Source organism: Paenibacillus jiangxiensis, assembly GCF_046098255.1.
Lineage (GTDB): Bacteria > Bacillota > Bacilli > Paenibacillales > Paenibacillaceae > Paenibacillus > Paenibacillus jiagnxiensis.
The window spans coordinates 154,921-173,201 of record NZ_JBJURI010000002.1 but is presented as its reverse complement, the minus strand read 5'-3'; the positions used below and the strand labels follow the sequence as shown (position 1 = coordinate 173,201).

At 43.1% G+C, this 18,281-nt stretch carries 20 protein-coding genes; 12 read left to right on the top strand and 8 right to left on the bottom strand.

Annotation, left to right across the window (positions count from 1 at the left end; all coding sequences use genetic code 11):
• Positions 1-59 precede the first annotated feature (59 nt).
• From ACI1P2_RS02615 to ACI1P2_RS02595, 5 genes are all read left to right on the top strand, one after another.
• The gene (locus ACI1P2_RS02615; protein ID WP_355316571.1) at positions 60-452 is read left to right on the top strand and encodes a GNAT family N-acetyltransferase; all 393 of its coding nucleotides are present in this window, start codon (positions 60-62) and stop codon (positions 450-452) included.
• A 466-nt stretch (positions 453-918) separates the two neighbouring features.
• Complete coding sequence (locus tag ACI1P2_RS02610; RefSeq protein ID WP_355316569.1) at positions 919-1,119, top strand: hypothetical protein; 201 nt, start codon at positions 919-921, stop codon at positions 1,117-1,119.
• A 14-nt stretch (positions 1,120-1,133) separates the two neighbouring features.
• The gene (locus tag ACI1P2_RS02605; protein WP_355316566.1) at positions 1,134-1,502 is read left to right on the top strand and encodes a GNAT family N-acetyltransferase; all 369 of its coding nucleotides are present in this window, start codon (positions 1,134-1,136) and stop codon (positions 1,500-1,502) included.
• Positions 1,503-1,525: 23 nt separating this feature from the next.
• Positions 1,526-2,389 (top strand): helix-turn-helix transcriptional regulator, encoded by an 864-nt coding sequence (locus ACI1P2_RS02600; protein WP_408976115.1) that lies wholly within the window; start codon positions 1,526-1,528, stop codon positions 2,387-2,389.
• 92 nt (positions 2,390-2,481) lie between these two features.
• Entirely contained in the window at positions 2,482-3,003 is a 522-nt protein-coding gene (locus ACI1P2_RS02595; protein WP_355316562.1) for an ankyrin repeat domain-containing protein, read from the top strand.
• 55 nt (positions 3,004-3,058) lie between these two features.
• On the opposite strand, the gene ACI1P2_RS02590 is transcribed toward ACI1P2_RS02595, so the two are convergent.
• Entirely contained in the window at positions 3,059-3,478 is a 420-nt protein-coding gene (locus ACI1P2_RS02590; protein WP_355316560.1) for a GNAT family N-acetyltransferase, read from the bottom strand.
• 111 nt (positions 3,479-3,589) lie between these two features.
• Here ACI1P2_RS02590 and ACI1P2_RS02585 point away from each other — a divergent pair, with 111 nt between their 5' ends.
• The 3 genes from ACI1P2_RS02585 to ACI1P2_RS02575 all read left to right on the top strand — a co-directional run bounded on the left by ACI1P2_RS02585 (position 3,590) and on the right by ACI1P2_RS02575 (position 6,139).
• Positions 3,590-4,390 carry a phosphotransferase family protein gene (locus tag ACI1P2_RS02585; RefSeq protein ID WP_355316558.1) on the top strand — a complete coding sequence of 267 codons (801 nt, stop codon included), beginning with the start codon at positions 3,590-3,592 and terminating at the stop codon, positions 4,388-4,390.
• A 110-nt stretch (positions 4,391-4,500) separates the two neighbouring features.
• Positions 4,501-5,082 carry a DUF4256 domain-containing protein gene (locus ACI1P2_RS02580; protein WP_355316556.1) on the top strand — a complete coding sequence of 194 codons (582 nt, stop codon included), beginning with the start codon at positions 4,501-4,503 and terminating at the stop codon, positions 5,080-5,082.
• 40 nt (positions 5,083-5,122) lie between these two features.
• Positions 5,123-6,139: a phosphotransferase enzyme family protein gene (locus ACI1P2_RS02575; RefSeq protein ID WP_355316554.1), complete on the top strand. Its 1,017-nt coding sequence runs from the start codon at positions 5,123-5,125 to the stop codon at positions 6,137-6,139.
• A 346-nt stretch (positions 6,140-6,485) separates the two neighbouring features.
• On the opposite strand, the gene ACI1P2_RS02570 is transcribed toward ACI1P2_RS02575, so the two are convergent.
• The 5 genes from ACI1P2_RS02570 to ACI1P2_RS02550 form a co-directional block, all read right to left on the bottom strand.
• Entirely contained in the window at positions 6,486-7,670 is a 1,185-nt protein-coding gene (locus ACI1P2_RS02570; protein ID WP_355316552.1) for a stalk domain-containing protein, read from the bottom strand.
• A 155-nt stretch (positions 7,671-7,825) separates the two neighbouring features.
• Positions 7,826-8,167, bottom strand: coding sequence for an HIT domain-containing protein (locus ACI1P2_RS02565; RefSeq protein WP_355316551.1), 342 nt, complete (start codon positions 8,165-8,167; stop codon positions 7,826-7,828).
• A gap of 135 nt (positions 8,168-8,302) precedes the next feature.
• On the bottom strand, positions 8,303-8,761 hold the full coding sequence (locus ACI1P2_RS02560; protein ID WP_355316548.1) for a hypothetical protein: 459 nt from the start codon (positions 8,759-8,761) through the stop codon (positions 8,303-8,305).
• A gap of 108 nt (positions 8,762-8,869) precedes the next feature.
• Positions 8,870-9,955, bottom strand: coding sequence for a C39 family peptidase (locus ACI1P2_RS02555; protein ID WP_355316546.1), 1,086 nt, complete (start codon positions 9,953-9,955; stop codon positions 8,870-8,872).
• 262 nt (positions 9,956-10,217) lie between these two features.
• Positions 10,218-11,438 (bottom strand): MFS transporter, encoded by a 1,221-nt coding sequence (locus ACI1P2_RS02550; RefSeq protein ID WP_355316544.1) that lies wholly within the window; start codon positions 11,436-11,438, stop codon positions 10,218-10,220.
• A gap of 125 nt (positions 11,439-11,563) precedes the next feature.
• On the opposite strand from ACI1P2_RS02550, the gene ACI1P2_RS02545 reads away from it, so the two are divergent.
• Complete coding sequence (locus ACI1P2_RS02545; RefSeq protein ID WP_355316542.1) at positions 11,564-12,445, top strand: LysR family transcriptional regulator; 882 nt, start codon at positions 11,564-11,566, stop codon at positions 12,443-12,445.
• On the opposite strand, the gene ACI1P2_RS02540 is transcribed toward ACI1P2_RS02545, so the two are convergent.
• Entirely contained in the window at positions 12,432-12,764 is a 333-nt protein-coding gene (locus tag ACI1P2_RS02540; RefSeq protein ID WP_355316540.1) for an antibiotic biosynthesis monooxygenase family protein, read from the bottom strand. The genes ACI1P2_RS02545 and ACI1P2_RS02540 overlap by 14 nt on opposite strands.
• A gap of 361 nt (positions 12,765-13,125) precedes the next feature.
• On the opposite strand from ACI1P2_RS02540, the gene ACI1P2_RS02535 reads away from it, so the two are divergent.
• Positions 13,126-14,196: a WXG100 family type VII secretion target gene (locus ACI1P2_RS02535; RefSeq protein WP_355316538.1), complete on the top strand. Its 1,071-nt coding sequence runs from the start codon at positions 13,126-13,128 to the stop codon at positions 14,194-14,196.
• A 12-nt stretch (positions 14,197-14,208) separates the two neighbouring features.
• Complete coding sequence (locus tag ACI1P2_RS02530; RefSeq protein WP_355316537.1) at positions 14,209-14,727, top strand: Imm42 family immunity protein; 519 nt, start codon at positions 14,209-14,211, stop codon at positions 14,725-14,727.
• A 110-nt stretch (positions 14,728-14,837) separates the two neighbouring features.
• Here the strand turns inward: ACI1P2_RS02530 and ACI1P2_RS02525 are convergent, their stop codons facing one another.
• Positions 14,838-17,030 carry an extracellular solute-binding protein gene (locus tag ACI1P2_RS02525; RefSeq protein WP_408976114.1) on the bottom strand — a complete coding sequence of 731 codons (2,193 nt, stop codon included), beginning with the start codon at positions 17,028-17,030 and terminating at the stop codon, positions 14,838-14,840.
• A gap of 460 nt (positions 17,031-17,490) precedes the next feature.
• Here ACI1P2_RS02525 and ACI1P2_RS02520 point away from each other — a divergent pair, with 460 nt between their 5' ends.
• Complete coding sequence (locus tag ACI1P2_RS02520; protein ID WP_355316535.1) at positions 17,491-18,261, top strand: glycerophosphodiester phosphodiesterase family protein; 771 nt, start codon at positions 17,491-17,493, stop codon at positions 18,259-18,261.
• Positions 18,262-18,281: the final 20 nt, after the last annotated feature.

Sequence of the window (18,281 nt, the reverse complement as noted above, 5' to 3'; positions counted from 1 at the left end):
AATGGACTTCACTTGTAAATTACCTGCCGTAATCTGAGGAATCGAGAGGTGAAAATGTAATGGTCGAAATAAAGTTTCATCAAGAAAGACCAATTGAAGCCAGTTATATAGTCCAGTTATATAAACATGGAGGATGGTGGCCTAATCGACAAGTTCAAGATATTGCTAAAGTACTGAATCTTGGATTAGCAGTTGGTGCATGGGACGACGAACGGCTCGTAGGTTTTGCAAGGGCTGTCTCAGACGGAATTTTCCGAGCATACATAGAAGATGTTGTAGTGCATGAAGATTATCGACGCAGTGGGATAGGACAAAAGTTATTATCAAAATTGATGAATGAGTTATCTGACATTGAAACAGTAAGTTTATTTTGCGAACCGTCATTAGTTCCTCTCTACGAAAAAACTCATTTTAAAAAGAGCAACTCTCAGGTGGTAATGCATAGAAAGTAATGCCTTATTAGGGCTCGGTCCGTCAATATTTCTGGGTAAACTCATTTCAAACAGTCCCCCGAGCATTAAGCATCCGCATCCATGGCAGCATATACGACTTGTCGCCGTATGAATATATAGAAGCGGTGAAACAAGACGCAGGGAAGCCGAATCAGATAAGGTTTGATCGTCGACAGTGGTGAAAAACGAAACAATTTAAGCAATTGAACGATCAATAGTACTCAATCATAGTAAAACTTATAGTTACTTTGGCTTCCCCACTGATTCCAATACACTTTAACTGCTTCATCAAAATATTCCATCTTATTTCGTAATTCGAAGACATCAACCATTGCTCTCTATCCCCCTAACGAAAACATATTTCCTGAATTTTAGAGCAATTTGTGTAGTGAATAATCATAACGAAGATAGCGTTTACAGTATATAATAGGATACATGACACTTTATAGTTTACAGGAGGATTCATATGAGAGAAATCGATTATAGTGAGTATTTTTGGCAAAATGAGAAGGTTAGATTGCGTGCGATACGGCCAGAAGATTGGGAAAGCTGTTACATAGGCGCCTTTGATACTCCTGCTCGTCGTCTTTTAGAATGTGCCATTGAACTGCCGCCAACTATTTCGGAGCAAAAAAATTTGCAGAGGAAAATGCTGACTTTTCTTTAACAAATAGACGGATCATGTTTACTATCGAAAATTTGAACGGCGAGAGTATAGGGGGAATAAACTTAAACAGCATTGACGAGAGAAACGGTACGTTCAGTATTGGCATTGTAATTGATAAGGAACATCGTGGTCAAGGTTATGGTACAAGTGCTATGCAAATACTCTTAAAGTATGCTTTTCTTGAACGAAGACTAAACAAATTCAATGATTATGTTCTAGAGGGAAACGAAGGTTCTGCAAGGATGATGCAGAAATTAGGGTGTATACAAGAAGGTGTACGCAGACAGGTTGTATATATTAACGGACAGTACTTGGATTTTATTTTATTCGGGCTAACTAAAGATGAGTTTATCGAAAAGCAAAAAGCAGATAGTAAAAATTAATAAAAGTGAAGTTCTTAGGTGATATGATGCCAACAAATATTAAGAGTATTCAAGGCTATAGTCCGATTCTCCATGCCAAGAGCGAGAATTATTTTTGGAAGGGTAACGGCGCACTATCCATTAAAACATTTAAGAATGGACGAGCGTTCTATCATGCCGGTCATGGGCACTTTGCTGTTGATGAAGGGAACTATCTTTTGCTTAATCACGGTCAGGAGTACTCTATAACCATTGAATCAGAGGTTCCTGTGGAGTCATTTTGCATCTTTTTCCCTGAGATGATGGTTGAAGAGGTCTATCATAGTATTATGGCATCAAATGAGCAGCTATTAGATGACCCAATCTTACCCAAGCAAATGTCAGTCGATTTTGTTGAGAAAACTTATAATGATCAATGGTTAGCCACGACTCTATTTCAAATAAAGTCTGAATATACAAACAAGTGTCTTGATACAACATGGCTGGAAGAAAAGCTATACGAATTAGCACATGGACTCCTAAAAGTTCATCGACAGGTTAATAAAGAAATATTGAAACTTCAATCCCTAAGAGCCTCAACACGTAAGGAATTGTATAAAAGAATACATATAGGCCATGAGTTTATATCTGCATACTTTGATCAATCCATAACCCTCGCGGACGTGGCAAGAGCTGCATGTTTATCACCAAACCATTTTCTTAGAAGTTACAAGCAATTGTTTGGCATATCTCCTCATCAATATTTAACTGAAAGAAGGCTTCAAGAAGCTAAAAGGCTTCTTCTTCAAACAGATAAGTCCATAACCGATATTTGTTTGGAAGTCGGATTTCAAAGTCTTAGTTCGTTTAGTGGTCTATTCTCCAAACGTTTTTCTACGCCCCCTTCGCTGTTCCGTCAAAAAAAGTGATTTTCAAGAAGCAAGTTTTCTAACCGCAGTTATAATTCTAAGTACAACCCGTATTTACATAGTGTAAAACAATCGAAATGGAGGATAAGTGAATGGATTTAGCAAGAATTATTGATGATGTATTTCAAGCTGCCCAGTCGGGTGAAGCTTCACGGCTAAAAGAAATTTTAGAATCTCACCCGCACCTTGCAAATACGGAAAACGGTGATGGGCTTACACCTTTGGGGTATGCGGCACATTTTGGCAACAAAGATGCAGTGCACATATTGCTAAATTACGGTGCAGATGTTGATGCGATATCTCATTCCAAGCTATCTTACATCCCATCGAATACAGCATTGCATGCAGCACTAGCTGGGGAGCGTAATGTGGATGTTATCAGGTTGCTTTTGACACATAATGCCCAGACAAATATTTTCGATAGCAATGGCCATACCAGTCTGCATACCGCTGCATTCCATGACGACAACCTGGAAATTATTCGCTTATTGATCGAACATGGGGCCGATGTTAACGCTAAAGCTGAAGGTAGAGAAACTGCATTGTCTCTTGCAATCAAGCAAGGTAACAATAACGTAGCGGAACTTCTTCGCCAAAATGGAGCGCTGCTCTAATCAATAAACATCATTTACAGGATATTGGATTGAGCCCTGCCAACCACAACTCAATTCATATATCCTTTTTCAAATAATAATGTGTATGCCTGCCTGCATTTTGAATTTCTCCATAAACTTCGAAACCTTGCTTTTTATAAAAATCTAATGCTTGAAAGCTCAATGTATCAAGTTTTATGAACTCACATGCTTTTTCTTTAGCGATTTTTTCAGCCTGATCTAAAAGCTTTTTCCCATATCCTAACTTGCGGAGCTGTTCATCAACAAAAAGTAAATGGACTTCCATCCAGTTCCAGCATATTTCGCTAACGATTCCACCAAAAATCTGACCATCAGCATTTTTTAAATAGAGATTTACTTCTTGATACCTGCCTTTTAAATCATCAGGAATATGCATTGAATTAAATTCAAGTATCTTATTTCTTACATAGTTTTTGTCAGCATTATTTAATTCTTTTGAGATATACAGATCCATTATTCTGCCGCACCCCTTTTAAATCAAAATCAACAGATACTAAAACTGATAACAACAACTATAACTTACCATATTATTCCTAGGTAAAGGTAGTAAAAGGAGAGGTGAAAATTGGAACCGATTTCTCAACAACAAATTCCACACGAAGTCATTAAGGAGTTAGGTGCTATATACAACATCACCTTCCCACGGCAGGGGCATTCGTCTGATGTTGGAATAATTCATTCTGAAAAAGGGGTTTCTGTCTTAAAAAGAACCAGGGGAGAACAATACTCTGAATGGTTGCGAAGAGAATCATCCATTTTAGAGTGTTTGTTTCAAACACATCTCCGTGTTCCTAGGGTCTATCAATTTCTTCAGCAACAAGATGAAAACGAAGGTATTCAGTCATGGCTGCGGTTGGAATATTTACAAGGGGAAACCATACGTAAAATGCTAACCTATGAAAATGATTCAGCCACAAGGTACGAGATTCTTTTCGATTTTGGAAGGAGTTTACGGGAACTCCACTCGACGCCTTGTCCTAATGAACTTAAGTGTGGCGGAGCATGGCTCGATGATATGCTCAAACAAGCTGAGTATAACTTGGAACACTATAAGGTTGATGGTAATCAGGCATTACTTGAGAAATTAAAAAATAAGAAACCTACTGATTTTGAGCAAACGCTAATTCATGGCGATTTTACCATTGATAATGTTTTGGTGAACGAAGGCAGAATATCAGGAATTATTGATTGGAGCGGTGGTGCCTATGGAGACCCTCGTTATGATGTATCCTTGGCTATAAGACCAAAACCCAACATTTTTCAATCAACTAAAGACTATTGCGACTTCTTCGATGGTTATGGTGAAAAGATTATTACTGATGAAGATTACGAATATTTTGAAGATGGTCTCTACACCTTTTTCTAAGTTAATATTACGAGTGTTAAGGTTTGTTGAGTTGGATTCCCGTGGTTATAATGGAAATATAAACTTTAACGCCAATGGAGCAAAACATATGAAATGAGGTGGAATCTACCATGACAAAGAGTAATGAAACCGGTATCAAAAAGGATCTGTCACCAGATCAACGTGAAGAACTGCTCGGAACATTGAAAGCAAGATTTGAGAAAAACGTGAACCGTCATAACGACATGGAATGGGCTAAAGTTCAAGCAAAGCTCGAAGCTAATGCTGAGAAATTATGGTCGCTTAATGAAATGGAGAGAACCGGCGGGGAACCGGATGTTGTTGGTCATGATGAAAAGACGGGCGAATACATTTTCTATGATTGTTCAGCGGAAAGCCCTAAAGGTCGCAGAAGTGTTTGTTATGACCGTGAAGCGCTGGAGTCAAGGAAAGCCCATAAACCAGAAAATAACGCTATTGAAATGGCTGCTGCCATGGGCATAGAGCTTTTGACAGAAGAACAATACCGGGAGCTGCAGAAACTTGGAAATTTCGATACGAAAACATCAAGCTGGGTGAAAACACCTGCTAATATTAGAAAACTCGGCGGGGCCCTCTTTTGTGATCGTCGCTACGACACAGTCTTCGTGTACCACAATGGAGCTGATTCCTACTATGCTGCAAGGGGTTTTCGCGGTTCGTTAAGAGTCTGAATTTTGGGGGAAAGCCGACTTCTGGAGAGGGGGAAAGCTTATGAATAATTTTATGCGAATAGATACGGAGGAAGAGATAAGAAAGCTGCTCATGCAGGGCAGAAAAACCGCGTTAACCGCACTGCAGGAGTACGATCTGGCATGGACGCAAATTCGCTTTATTCAACTATCCGATACGATCACGTTCAAGATTGATACGGAAACGGATGGTTGTTACCTCGTCCGAGTTCATACTAATGGAATGACTATAGAAGAAATCCAATCTGAAATCATATGGCTGAATGCGCTCGGTAAATGCGACGGCATCACCGTCCCTAAACCATTGGCCTCCCGTGATGGTACTTATGTGCTGGAGATTGTTATGGAACAAGATTTTTGTTTATGCGTGACGATGATGCACTGGCTGGAAGGAGAACAGCCGGGCAGTAAACTAACAGATCGTCAGGTGATGAATGCGGGCGCAATGATGGCGCGTCTTCATGAAGCATCGGCATCCTTTGTTCCCGAACATGACTTTAAGCGTCCAGCTTGGGGGGCGGACAGCTTTAAGAACGATATGGCCAAGCTGGAGCTCTACTATGAACGTTTTTTATCAGAAAAGGCGTGGAAGTCTTATCAAACAGCAGCAGATAAAATCAGCAACCAATTGGTTGCTATGAAAAGTAATGGTCATAACTATGGGTTAATTCACGCAGACTTACATATGGGAAATCTCGTATTCAAAGACGATGAGCCCTTCCCTATCGACTTTGGCCGATGTGGTTACGGGTATCATCTGTACGATATCGCAGGAGCTATTATTGGACTCCCTCCTCATAAAAGGAAAATATTTCTCCAAGGTTATGAAAGCGTAAGGGAACTGGAACCTGATTATAGCGAAAGCTTATCATGCTTCTTCGTGATGTTCATGATCGAGAATTACTGTACCCACGCCCCTGATCCGCGAGAAACCTCCGGTTTAATCAAAGAACAACCCTACGCTCAAGCGATTATAAGAGATTTTCTGAACGGCGCCCCATTCCTGTTCAATTCAATTGAACCGATGGAAATCGAGTAAACCAACGAAACAGAAGAAGGAGTTCCAAAGGGGGCTTAATCATTATCCAACGATGATTATCTAGAATTTTTAGTGAAGATGGTTTGGAAAATCAAAACTTCTATATGCTTGGTTAATTTTGGTTGTGGGTATGGTATGGCTATGACCAATCTAAATTTGTTCAGTTAGGGCTCCTGCAGAAGCTCTACGAACAAGATACCGCCCGGGGCGGCAAAGACGGCAACATAGGTCGGCGAAGGCGTAAGCTATATCGATTTCCCTGCAAAATGAGAAGAATTGATGACATGTTTAATGAAAAAGTCCAACTTCAAATAGTTAAGTTGGACTTTATTTACACCTTGTGTCACTACTCTACTTCTACCGCGAATTCAGCCCATCGCGTCATCGATGGTCCATGTTCGAGGGAAGAAATATAGGCAGGACTGATTACACTGATCAGATAGCTGCCTTTTTCGCTTAATGTGAACGTGCCTGTGAACTTTTGATTCTTAATGGGCAGCTTGAAGCTTTTAATCACTTCATATACTTGAAAACTGTCCTTGCTTGACGGTTGATACCGTTCAACGCTGATGGTCAGATTATCGAACAGGTCATCATGCTGCAGGATATCCCCCGACACTTCAATCTTTTGTCCAGGTATTTCCTGGTTATAGCCATGAAGAGGGCTGGTGAAAGCAATGTTCTCCTTCCCCATCTCCAATATGGTGATCGGTAGCGAGCTCATATTTGTTACCTTCCTCTTCACAGTAACAATCTTGCTGCCAGCCGATACTGCAGTGAGCATCACCGCATTGGGCCCGGGGCGCAATTTTACTGTAAACTGCATTCGGTTATACATCCGCCCATCCATTGATATATCTTTTTCCGTGACCTTGCCTGTTTCGCCGCCCCAAGCGCCGCTTCCTAATGAATACATGTATTGCGGAATATACATATCCTTCTGATACAGCATGGTGAACGTGGTGCTGGCTTGATCAGTTTCCCATTCCGGCGTTAACACCTCTATAACTTTATCGCTCCACTTCCAGACCATCGTGTTCTTCTCGGTTGAGACTGACATTCCAAGCCAGGATAACGCCCTTACCGGTACATAAACCTTTCCCGCAGCAAGGAACGGTGCCGGTATTTTCTCGCCGACCACGCTTCCATCCGCTAGGTACGCATCCTCCGAACCGATCCGGAAGGTCAGCTTACTAAGCGGCGGCTGCACCTCAGGATGGATAACAACTTGTACCTGCCTTTTCGCGGCATTCCAGGTAACGCTTTCTGCTGCACCAGACTGCCGAAGAGTACGGAGAGGAACATATACACGGCCCCCTTTTAGTATGGGTTTATCCGCTGCAATAGCCTTTCCGTCAAGCATTGCATCTTTTCCTTGAAGATCAAATTTCATTTCATGCTTGACCCTGTACATTTTCGCCACATCACCCTTCGGCTCCATTGAGGATGCGGGAGCGGCATCTGCAAGAGCACCCGTTTCGAGGCTAAGGGCCATAACTGCTGATATAAACAGACACAACCATTTCTTCATCGTCTTCCATCCTTCTTGATTGATTTTTTACTCCTCTGTTACTTAACGGGGCAAATTAGTAATTAGTTACATATCGGCCGAATTTCAGTTCATTTGCATCAGATAGCCGCTGTGCGAAAAGGCCGGGACACCCTGATATGCTTCGCTTTTCTGCTTCATTCGTTCTTATGCAAAGGCTCGCCATGCGCAATATGAAAATGCAGATGCTTGGAATCCTGATATTTTCCAAGATTCGTGATCACCCGGCAGGCGCCGTGTTTTTCAGTCACCTGGGAAGCAACCTTTTTAATAACATCCATTAGTTCAATAAGCAGATCATTATCGGCAGGCTCCAAAGTGATCAGGGAAGAAATATGCTTTTTGGGAATTGCAACGATATGTACCGGCCAGAACGGCCGCGTGTGATGATAAGCGAGTACATTTTCCGTCTCGATCACCTTTTCCACCGCAGTACGTCCGCTTAATACCTCTTCGCAATAGAAATCTTCAATCATCATTAACCTCCTGGAATAAAAATTAGCTCTATTCTATCACCCTTCTTTGTACAATTGCTGCTAGCAGCCGGCAGAAACATCAGAAGAATCTGGCGGGTTACCAATAAGGTTGACAGATTTTCATGGACCAGGGGGCTTCTATTGAAAAGGGTTGCTAACTTCTTCTCCCTCTGCATCCCAATACAAATTATTAAAGTTCCAAACTAATTTGTTGTTAATTACAAATAAATGTAAGTTATCCAGAGATGGTGCATTAGACAATGAAATGTTTTGGCCTTGGGATTCTAGTTGTTTTATAATCTCATCGTAGCCTAAGGGAAGTTCTTCTTTTCTGACCTCCCCTCCTTTATTAAAAATAACAGCGTACTGTCTTCCATTTTTATCCTGAGCGATTGCAATAAAGGGGCTTTGAAAATATGGCTTTGTTGCAATTTCCTTCAAATCCATTTCATCAAGCTGAGCCTGGTACCCTTCAGGTATAAATAGCCTATTTCCTGTCTTGTCTGTGTCTGAATTATCTGCAAAGCTTTCCCCCTTACAACCAGCAACGGAGCAAATTAATACTAAAATTAAGGGAATTAAATAAGATTTTCTCATTTTAACACCTTCCTTCGCCTTTTTGCTCAGCAACGATGTTAATGTTACTTATATTATTATGACTGAAGTAACCCTTAGCAAAGCCAAGGGTTACTTATCGAAAAGAAACTATATTTCGAAGTAACATGAATACATAGTGTCATAATTTCGATTGTATGCAACATATACACTCTTTGGTGTATTGCCCCAGTTATCATGAACTTTCATATAGCGATGCCCTACAGTACTACCGTCATAAGAATACTCTTTGAAACCAACACCAACTACCGTGTGATCTCCATAATAATCTTGCCCCAAAAAGCTCAACAAGCTTGGACCAATTCGGATATCATTTTTTACTCTGGTCCAAGAAGGATCTGAACTCAATGCCGAGGCTGCTTTATATCCTTTCTCATCAGCAAAATCCTCCATTGCATTATCTTGTTTTGAGATATACGTATTTCCTTCATCATCGGTATTCATTAAATCACGCATAAGTGCAATTGCATCATCTTTATCTACGTAACCGTCTCCTGAATCATTTCTGAGCAATCGCGTTAATCCTTTTTCGTAGTGCCAATAATACATTACATTGTATGCTGAAGTTGGTGCACATCCGGAAGGTCCATCCCATAAACTTGAATAATACTGATTTGAATCTCCTACACCATAAATTGAATAAGAATTTACTGAATCATAACCTGATTCCTTAATATCATCTGTTACACCATCACTATCATTACCTATGTCACCAGTGGAATAATCTTCGGCAATTTGCTCAATTTCTTCCCACATCTTCTTGCTTTCATTGTTAGTTGAATCTTTCGTTTTCTGAATAGAATGGTTATCAAGTGATGTAATGGCTTCTACTTCGTCTGAGGTAGCCAGATTTGCAGAGCCGTCTTTGTAGTCTACCTTTAAACCAACTCTACCCGGACCAAAAGTAACCACCTTTGATGACTCTTCTTTTTTTCCTTTTGCCACTGCTCTTACTTTTGCGTTTAAAGAATTTTCTTCAGCACTATTTATAATTTGACTTTTTTCACTGAAGCTAATAACCGGAAAATTCTTTGAGTTATTTGCAATTTCCACATATCCTGCTGGATCTCCATCAATCTCCAGGTTAATTACGTAGCTATGTAATGCATTGGAGGCATCATAAACTTCTATAGGAACAGATGCTTCTACATTGTGACCTGACCAAGGAATATTCAAAATTCTAGATAATACTTCTTATCTGGTATAAAGAGAGGACTTCATTGTTGCTTGAATCCGATGGTGGAAGCACCATCATTATCGACAGAAATATCATTTTTCTTTTCCTCCCGAAATCAAATAAGTTTCGCAAATGTACATTGTTTGGATAATCACATTTGGTAATATCAATTCATTCCCCTTTTCTATCTTCTCAAAAATTGTCTTCACAAATAATAGATCAATAGAAAGAGATATTTAACGCCCTACTAAAAATCACTCTCTACTCCCAAGCGAACCGGATACGGACAAATAGAATCGCCGCGACTGCTGCTGCCGACAAAATCACAGCAAAGACCATCGTCCCCGTCTCCAACCCGGTATAATCGATAAGATAGCCTGTGCAGACAGGCAGCACCGCTGCCGGAATATAACCTCCCATATTAAGCACCGCATTAGCCTCCGCCCTGCGCTGCTCAGGAACATGAAGCCCAATCAGCGTCAGCCCTCCCAGCTGTCCCAGGCCTTGACCGATGCCGGCCAGAACAGCAGCGAGCACAAGCAGTACGGCAGCTGAGAAATGAACAGCGATTACTATACTGCACATAGACAAAATGGTTGCCATAGAACCTATTAGGAAAATTGTGCGGATCGGCAGCCTTTTAAGTGCGAACTGGATGCCGGTAGCGCTCATGAACATGATGCAGGCTGTTCCCCCTGCCACAAGCGGGCTTGTTACATAGAGAAGCTGTGAGAGCAGCGATGGACCGAGCGATAAAACAAACGAGGTTGCAGTGATGCCCGGTGCAAATACAGCGATGCCGAAGGCCAGATGCAGCCGGTTCGCCGAGGGCACAGCGGGAAGTCTCAGACGAAAGCTTTTTCCATGATGAAAATCCGCCCGATTGCCAGGAATCGCAGCCGCAGCCAGAAAAGCACTTGCCAGAATGACAAGCTGAATCAGGTAAATGGGAACCACCGGACGAGCAAGAGCCTCAGCCAGAACCCCTGCCAGCAGCGGACCAATCCCGGCCCCCATCACCATTGCCACTGAAGCCGCAAGTGAAGCCAGCTCCTTCCGGTCTGGCCCGCCGCTGTCCACCACGGACGCCATGCCTGCCGACACAATCCCCCCTACAGCGATCCCGGATAAAAAGCGGGCGATGAGCAGAACGGGTACGGAGGTTGCGACAAGAAACAGAAGACTCGCAAGAACAGCCGCGACAAGCCCCGGATATAGCACCGGCTTTCGGCCAAACCTGTCGGAAAGCTGGCCGGCAATGAGCAGCGCCATAAGCAGACCGGCTATATAAGCCGCAAAGATAATCGTTAAAGTCCCATTGGAAAAGCCCATCTCCCCCTGCCAGTGAACATACAGCGGAGTGGCCGAATTCGATAAAATAAACACGGCTGTCACCATCCAGGCTGTTCTCCATATCTTCCAGGCAGGTGAACCCCCATCTAACGCCATTCCCGTCAGATTGGTTTCTTGATCTGGTGTCATACAGCAGTTCCTCCTCTAAGTGGCATTGACTTTTGCCTTTTCATCTTAGATCATGGAAGTGTATAACCGGAAATACATATTTGGAATAAATGATATAACCAAATAGTAATAGGAGAGCTAGACAGATGAATATGAACAATCTCAGGATTTTCATCAAGATTGCGGAAAAATTGAATATTACGGAAGCCGCCAAGGAGCTGTACATCTCACAGCCTGCGGTCAGCAAGGCGCTGAAAAACCTGGAATCCTCCCTGAATATTCTCTTGTTTGCGCGGGATAAGCATAGAGGTTTGATCCTCACCGGGGCGGGAAAAGAAATCCTGCTGCTGGCCCGGGAGATGATGGCGATTGAGGGCAAAATCCAACAAATCGCGGACCGGGAAAACAAGCTGCTCAGAGGAAAAATAAAAGTGGGCTCTTTTCCTGCGGCATCCACAAAGCTGCTGCCGGAAGTTATCGCTTTGTTTCGATCCAAGTATCCGCTTGTCCGCATCGAACTGACAGAAGGAACCTCCAATCAGATCAAGGAGTGGGTGGCTGACAGGACGGTGGATATAGGGATCGTTGCCTCTCCCTTCGATGACTTTGAAAACATGAGCCTGGTGCAGGATCATATGGTCGCTATTATTCCTCAGCATCATCAATTAAAAGATGCAGAACGAATTGATATTGAACAATATCTGGACGAGCTTATCTTTTGCAAAGGCGGACACGAGACATCTTTATCCTTGATTCTTCAGGAGCACCATATTCCTCTGCATGAAAATCTGACGGTGCAGACAGCCGAGACGTTAGTTCAACTGGTGAAGAAAAATCTGGGCATCGGAATCATATCGAATTTCACCCTCTCCTCGGTCTCGCATGATTTTCTGGTCAAAGATTTATATCCCGCCGTCACCCGCGAGATTGGCGTAATAGCACACTCCTTTGCCGAGTCTGCACCTGCAGCAAAGGAGTTTATACGGGTCATGAGCGAGTTAAGCCGCTCAAGTCTCATAAATTCATGAAGCTATCCCGCTCTACCTTGCTCACCCGCAGGGCGTAACGCTCGTACCATTGCGACTTCCCTTTTTCCTGAGCGACTCTATGCAAGCTGTGCTCCTTCCACGCCTTGATGCTTTCCAGCGAGTCCCAGTAAGAGACGGTAATCCCGACGCCATCCACAGATCGCACACTTTCTATGCCAAGAAAGCCTTTCTGCTGTGACGCAAGCTCCACCATTTTATCCCCCATGGCTTCATAGCCTTTGTTGTCCCCGCCCGACATCTGCGAAGTAAAGATGACCGCATAATATGGCGGCTCCGGTGTTTTTGCGATAGAATCCATGACTTCTTCCTCCCCGTAGTTCATTCTATTAGAATTATAAGAGCACCCTTTGAATAAATAAAATGAATGTTTAGAATGGTCTATCAAATCCATAATCTTCAGCTTTTATTCAAGGCCTGTCCTCAGTATTTAACATGAGGGCAGGCCTGAAGGTTTAGTATACGCAAATACGAAGTTATCGGAAATTGAAAAGGAGCAAAGAACCATGTCTTTCTCCACAGATCTAACGTATTTCCACCTCCTCACTACGGTTCTAAAGCAGGGTTTATCATTTAGAAATCAGTATGTCAGATTGATATACCTAACTTAGACCTATTGAAATAATTATTCCCATCTTGTTTAAAGTGAGTGTGAATCTTGGATGGGAACTATTTTAGTTTCTCCAGAATTACTCGAAGATGCAGCAAAATTTTTCCATCGCAAAAGAGCAGAACTGGAGGAAATCTGCATCAGTTTGGACAAAAGACTTTACAATCTTCGATACGAATGGTCTGGAGTCACAGAGGAAAATTTCTATATTAAATACGAAAAAGAAAGACGGTCAATGAATGTCACTCTTGAAAAACTGGCTACGATCAGGCAGGACCTAACAAACATTGCTAAGAACTTCTCAATGGTGGATTCATCACAGGACGGTAAAATGGTCTTAAACGTGCCTGGAAGCGGAACTCCTATACCGCCAGGTCAGTTGATATTAGATCTACAAAATGCCGGTATTTCAACATTCAATGGATTAAAAAAGGTTAATGATATATCCGAGGAATTTCTTGATGGAGTTACAACTCGGGTGTTAGAAAATGCTTCTTTAGGTCTGGCCTCTAATCCGGATAATTCAACAGATCATCCGATTGCTCGGAAAATCGGTGAAGTAATAGGAGACGGAGTTTCAACGGCAGCAGGTATAAGCGAAACATTTGCAAGTGCAGCACTTGGAGGTTTTTCAATTGCAGCAGATGGAACAGTAGTTCTGGCTCCCGCTGGGATAGCTATGGGCACCTTGGCTGCAGCAGGTGCAGCACATGGAAGTAACATGGCAATTGATTCTGCTAAAAATTTCGGGATAAATGCCAGGGATTTAGTCCATATGCTTAAGCGTGAAGACGCTGGGAAAAGTAATGAATCGCCAGCTTTAAAGGGCAGCCCTTATCATCCTGAATCTGTTGCCGAGAGAACGAAACCACCATATAAAGCGAATCCTGCCCATGACAAAGGGAGCCCCTATTATAATCCTAAAAAAACCCCAGAGCCTTCTGATTCTGTTGAGGTCTATAGCAATTCTGTTCGTGGTGGAATGGGGACTTGGTATGGTGTTAGTAAGGATGGTAAGATATATCAGTATTTTAGCGATAATGCTGGAGGAGTTCATTTTGCAGGAGAGATTACCAAGGAAAAGCTCTCAAAAAGCGTTAGGCAACAACTAGGAATCAAGTAAAGGAGAATCGACATGCTCGTAGGAGATTCCAATAAATTCGCTGTTCAGTTCGAACTTAATAACGATTACGGCGGCCCATGGATGTTTGGGAAGTTTTGCTTTTGGATAGGTGGAACACGTGTTGGTGATTATGAATCTGGTACATCATTAAGAGATGTGTTGTTCTTACTGGAACCCATAGTTAAAGATAATGGGAATCGATCAAATGAGAAGCTCTTCTTGCTGAATGCCAAGGAATGCTTCTATAGACTTAATGAAGCTTTTTATGGTGACTCTGAACAATATGATAGTATGGCCCTTGAGGAGTCCTGGGCACGGCATAACGTTTGCCCCTCCTTAGATATTTTTAATGATTGGAAAATTTTCTTGATAGCGTTCGAAGGAAATGCACGATTTCTAATACAGAACTTGAACTCGTCACCAGATACAAATGATGTTATGGAGTTCTTTGTTCATGTTACAGATTTTGAAACCGTACTAAGTGAGACGTATGAAATACTAAATGATATTTATAATAAAGAGAATAAATAGCATGACTGCTTTTTCAAACTAAGGGATCAAAAATTGAAAACCGGACTGTTCAAGGCTTTCCCCCCTTGCCAGTCCGGTTTTTTCTCCCTTTAAAGTTGCTCAACTCATCCTCATTTGCTTAATTCCCTTTCATACTGCTGCTGCGCGGCTCTTAACGCATCCGGAATAGACATAATGCCTAGTGCGGCGTTGCGTACGGCCATGCCCAGGATTCTTTCGAACTGGTTTTCGTTCATATCCGGGGATGAGCCAAGCGGTTTTCTGCGCCAGCCTGTCTTAAAATGCCGCTCGATCCCCCGCAGCCAAGGGTACAACTCCAAAATCTCCTCGTTTTCATAAACCGAAGCGCAGGGCGACAGCCCTCCCAACAGTGTAATTAAATTGGCAATTTCGGAGCTGTAAATCCAGTTAAGAAACTCCATGCACCAATCCACATGTTTGCTTTGCTTCGAGATCCCGATGCATCCCCCGCCAAGCAATGGCGTCTCCCCCGGTGTTGGAGCTGTACCTACACGGTTAAGCACACCTGAAAACCGATTATTGATAATCCGCGAAGCGTGATTGATGAACACAATCGTCATTGCGGATTTTCCATGGGCAAAAGCTTCAAGCGAGTCTCCCCACCAGTAACTGATCTGCGGGTCCGAGTATGTTTTCGTCTCAAGATACTCCTGCAGCGGTTCACTGAATGACAGCAGATTCATGTTTCCAGCTGCAGGGTAAACCTCCTCTGCTTTTTCCTTGACCCGGGGCAAAAAATCACATGCCGCCACACTGGCCGATCCATAGGTCATCGTTGTGCCGAATTTGGTAGGTGAGTTCGGATTCAGCCTTTGTGTAAAAAACGCCGCGATTTTGTTATATTCCGCAAAGCTGCTTGGCACCGCCAATTGATCATGGGTCATTTCATAAAACATTCTGCGGATCGTCGTATTTTCAAATAAATCTTTTCTGTAAAACAGCATTTGAATGCTGGGATCAAACGGCAGCGTATACAGTTCAGCAGTTGACGGACAGTACACATGACGGATTTCCGGCAGAAACGAACGGATCGCCCCGGACAATTCATGCATCCGCGGTCCAAGCGGAATACATAACTCCTTTTCAAGGCGTGATAGCCATACCATGTCCATTCTTATTAAATCAAATGGGACGGTATGCGCCGATGACAGCATGCCATACAGTTCTTCATGCGGCAGGGCCACGATTTTCAGCTTGATACCAGTAGCCTTGTAAAAAAGCGGAGCCAACACCGATAAAATGTCGCTGGTCGGGCTCACAATGGTCGCAAGCGTGATCTCTTTTTCGATAGACAGGTCAGGTACAGGGTAATCCACATTTCTGAAGCCATTAGCTGGCAACAGTCGGCTCTCCCCCATCCCCTCTCCGGTTAAAACACCCATGACACAGCGGGCCATTTTCCGGTAATCAAGCTCAAAGCGCGGGATATCCAATGAAGGAATCACTTCGCTTGGAGCAAACGTAATGACCGGCGGCAGCTGTCTGGACATCATTTCAAACATTCGCTTCAGTTTTACGGCACGCTCGGTATCACTGGTAATGATGACATCAAAAGCCGGCTCATGACTTGCGATTTCAATGGCTCCGCTGCCGGAAAGACGGGAATCGTAGCTGAAGTTGGATAAAGCGACACCCTGCGTTTCCAGGAGACTTTGTAATGCCGTAAAAAAAGCTTGCTCTGCAGGTGTATTCTCAGATTCCGCAAAATAGGCTGCTGACTTATATCCCCTCGACAGCAGCTTCTCCGCAAATAAAGACGCGATCGCCGCATAATCAAAGGACACCACAGCCTGATTGGGCTGGGGATCGACAAAAGGATGATTCATAAACAGCACATTTGTATTGACCTTGTAGGCCTCTTGCGGTGCCGACAGGCAGCTGAACGCAACGATCAGCTCCGGACGGTTGGACATCGCCTGCTGAATGCATTCCTGCTCTTTTTCCGGCACGTTTTTCGATAAATGAAGACTTGAATCATAGTTTCTCTCTTCCAGAAGCTGAATCAATGTTGTGTAGAACTGATGATAGGTTTCCTGTATGAGGTCAGGCATGATCACGGCGACATGCTTTACTGAATCCTTGCGCAGCTTCTGCGCCTGGGCGTTCTTATTGTAACCAAGCTGGCGGGCGGCCTCTTCAACCAAACGAATTTTTTCGATGCTGACATTCCCTTTTTGATTGATGACATTGGATACCGTTCCGTGCGATACCCCGGCGAGCCTGGCTATATCATGCATGGTGGGCAAGTCGAATTCCCCCGTTTTCTTTAAGAGGTTATTCAAAAAGTCATCTTTTGATCACGAAGTCAATCAGGAAGCGGACTCGACATCGAATCTTGAATTCAGCCGGGACTTCCGGTGCTCACGTACCCCAAGTACGCTCCGCTCCTCAGTCCCTAGCTTCATCCAACCTTCTCGGTGCTGAAAACCTGACTTTTTGAACTCTCACTTTAATAACCTATTGATATCACACTTCATCCCGAAAATAAAGAGCAGGATTTTGCAATAAAATTTTAACGTATCAATTTGTTTTCGACTAAAAAACAACCTCATTCGCAACAAACGTCTGTTTTTAACTTAATTTTTACATGATTTTTACGAAACAATGATTGATACGTTCAAATTGATGTGTATAATCTGAGTTGTTCAACATCAACGGTGTGGAGGAGATTACGTGGGAATGACCTTGTCCGAGTCGCAACAAACCCTCAGAAAGCTGACAGATCAAAATAAGGTATTAATTATGGCTCACCGTGGCACTGCTGGCGGCAACATTGTACAGAATACGATCGGAGCCTTTGAAAATGCGCTGAAACACGGCGCTGATATCGTGGAAGTAGACGCATCCATGTCTACCGATGGCGTTTTTTATGCGTTCCATGACGGTATGGAGCCTGTACTGCTGGGGGTCACAACGAATATCCGCACCTTGGACTCCAAGGTGATTGAAAGCTTATGGCTTCGCAATTCCAACTTTGAAATTAAAAAAGAAAGAGTGAACCGCCTGGATGATATTCTGGATTATCTGAAAGGGCGCTGCCTGATTAACCTTGACCGCGGCTGGCTGAATTGGGATGAAACCATCAGGCTGATCAAACGGCATAACATGAATGAGCAAATTATTTTAAAATCCCATCCGGTTCCCGAATATTTGCAAGCCTTGGAGGAGCAGGCGGCGGACATTATGTTTATGCCGATTATCACCAGGGCTGAACAGACCGGATGTTTCGATCAATACAAGCTGAACTGGGTTGCGGCAGAATTGATTTTCGAGGATTTGCACAGCCCTGTCATCGATGAGCAGCTGATCACGCATTTGAAATCCAAAGGGCTGCTCCTGTGCTGCAATCCGATCACCTTAAACGATTGGATCGATCTTACTGCAAAAATGGACGATAACCATTCCATTCTGCACGGACCGGATCCGTACTGGGGGTGGTGTGTCCGGAAAGGCTTTGATATTTTGCAGACAGATTGGCCGATGCTGCTTAAATCATATATTAATAGCTTGTAGATTCTATACATCCAATGGAG

Bases quoted from the DNA above. Each gene is read 5' to 3' on its own strand.
- ACI1P2_RS02615 (WP_355316571.1), top strand. From the start codon at position 60: ATGGTCGAAATAAAGTTTCATCAAGAAAGACCAATTGAAGCCAGTTAT.
- ACI1P2_RS02610 (WP_355316569.1), top strand. From the start codon at position 919: ATGAGAGAAATCGATTATAGTGAGTATTTTTGGCAAAATGAGAAGGTT.
- ACI1P2_RS02605 (WP_355316566.1), top strand. From the start codon at position 1,134: ATGTTTACTATCGAAAATTTGAACGGCGAGAGTATAGGGGGAATAAAC.
- ACI1P2_RS02600 (WP_408976115.1), top strand. From the start codon at position 1,526: ATGATGCCAACAAATATTAAGAGTATTCAAGGCTATAGTCCGATTCTC.
- ACI1P2_RS02595 (WP_355316562.1), top strand. From the start codon at position 2,482: ATGGATTTAGCAAGAATTATTGATGATGTATTTCAAGCTGCCCAGTCG.
- ACI1P2_RS02590 (WP_355316560.1), bottom strand. From the start codon at position 3,478: ATGGATCTGTATATCTCAAAAGAATTAAATAATGCTGACAAAAACTAT.
- ACI1P2_RS02580 (WP_355316556.1), top strand. From the start codon at position 4,501: ATGACAAAGAGTAATGAAACCGGTATCAAAAAGGATCTGTCACCAGAT.
- ACI1P2_RS02575 (WP_355316554.1), top strand. From the start codon at position 5,123: ATGAATAATTTTATGCGAATAGATACGGAGGAAGAGATAAGAAAGCTG.
- ACI1P2_RS02570 (WP_355316552.1), bottom strand. From the start codon at position 7,670: ATGAAGAAATGGTTGTGTCTGTTTATATCAGCAGTTATGGCCCTTAGC.
- ACI1P2_RS02565 (WP_355316551.1), bottom strand. From the start codon at position 8,167: ATGATGATTGAAGATTTCTATTGCGAAGAGGTATTAAGCGGACGTACT.
- ACI1P2_RS02560 (WP_355316548.1), bottom strand. From the start codon at position 8,761: ATGAGAAAATCTTATTTAATTCCCTTAATTTTAGTATTAATTTGCTCC.
- ACI1P2_RS02550 (WP_355316544.1), bottom strand. From the start codon at position 11,438: ATGACACCAGATCAAGAAACCAATCTGACGGGAATGGCGTTAGATGGG.
- ACI1P2_RS02545 (WP_355316542.1), top strand. From the start codon at position 11,564: ATGAATATGAACAATCTCAGGATTTTCATCAAGATTGCGGAAAAATTG.
- ACI1P2_RS02540 (WP_355316540.1), bottom strand. From the start codon at position 12,764: ATGGATTCTATCGCAAAAACACCGGAGCCGCCATATTATGCGGTCATC.
- ACI1P2_RS02535 (WP_355316538.1), top strand. From the start codon at position 13,126: ATGGGAACTATTTTAGTTTCTCCAGAATTACTCGAAGATGCAGCAAAA.
- ACI1P2_RS02530 (WP_355316537.1), top strand. From the start codon at position 14,209: ATGCTCGTAGGAGATTCCAATAAATTCGCTGTTCAGTTCGAACTTAAT.
- ACI1P2_RS02520 (WP_355316535.1), top strand. From the start codon at position 17,491: ATGGCTCACCGTGGCACTGCTGGCGGCAACATTGTACAGAATACGATC.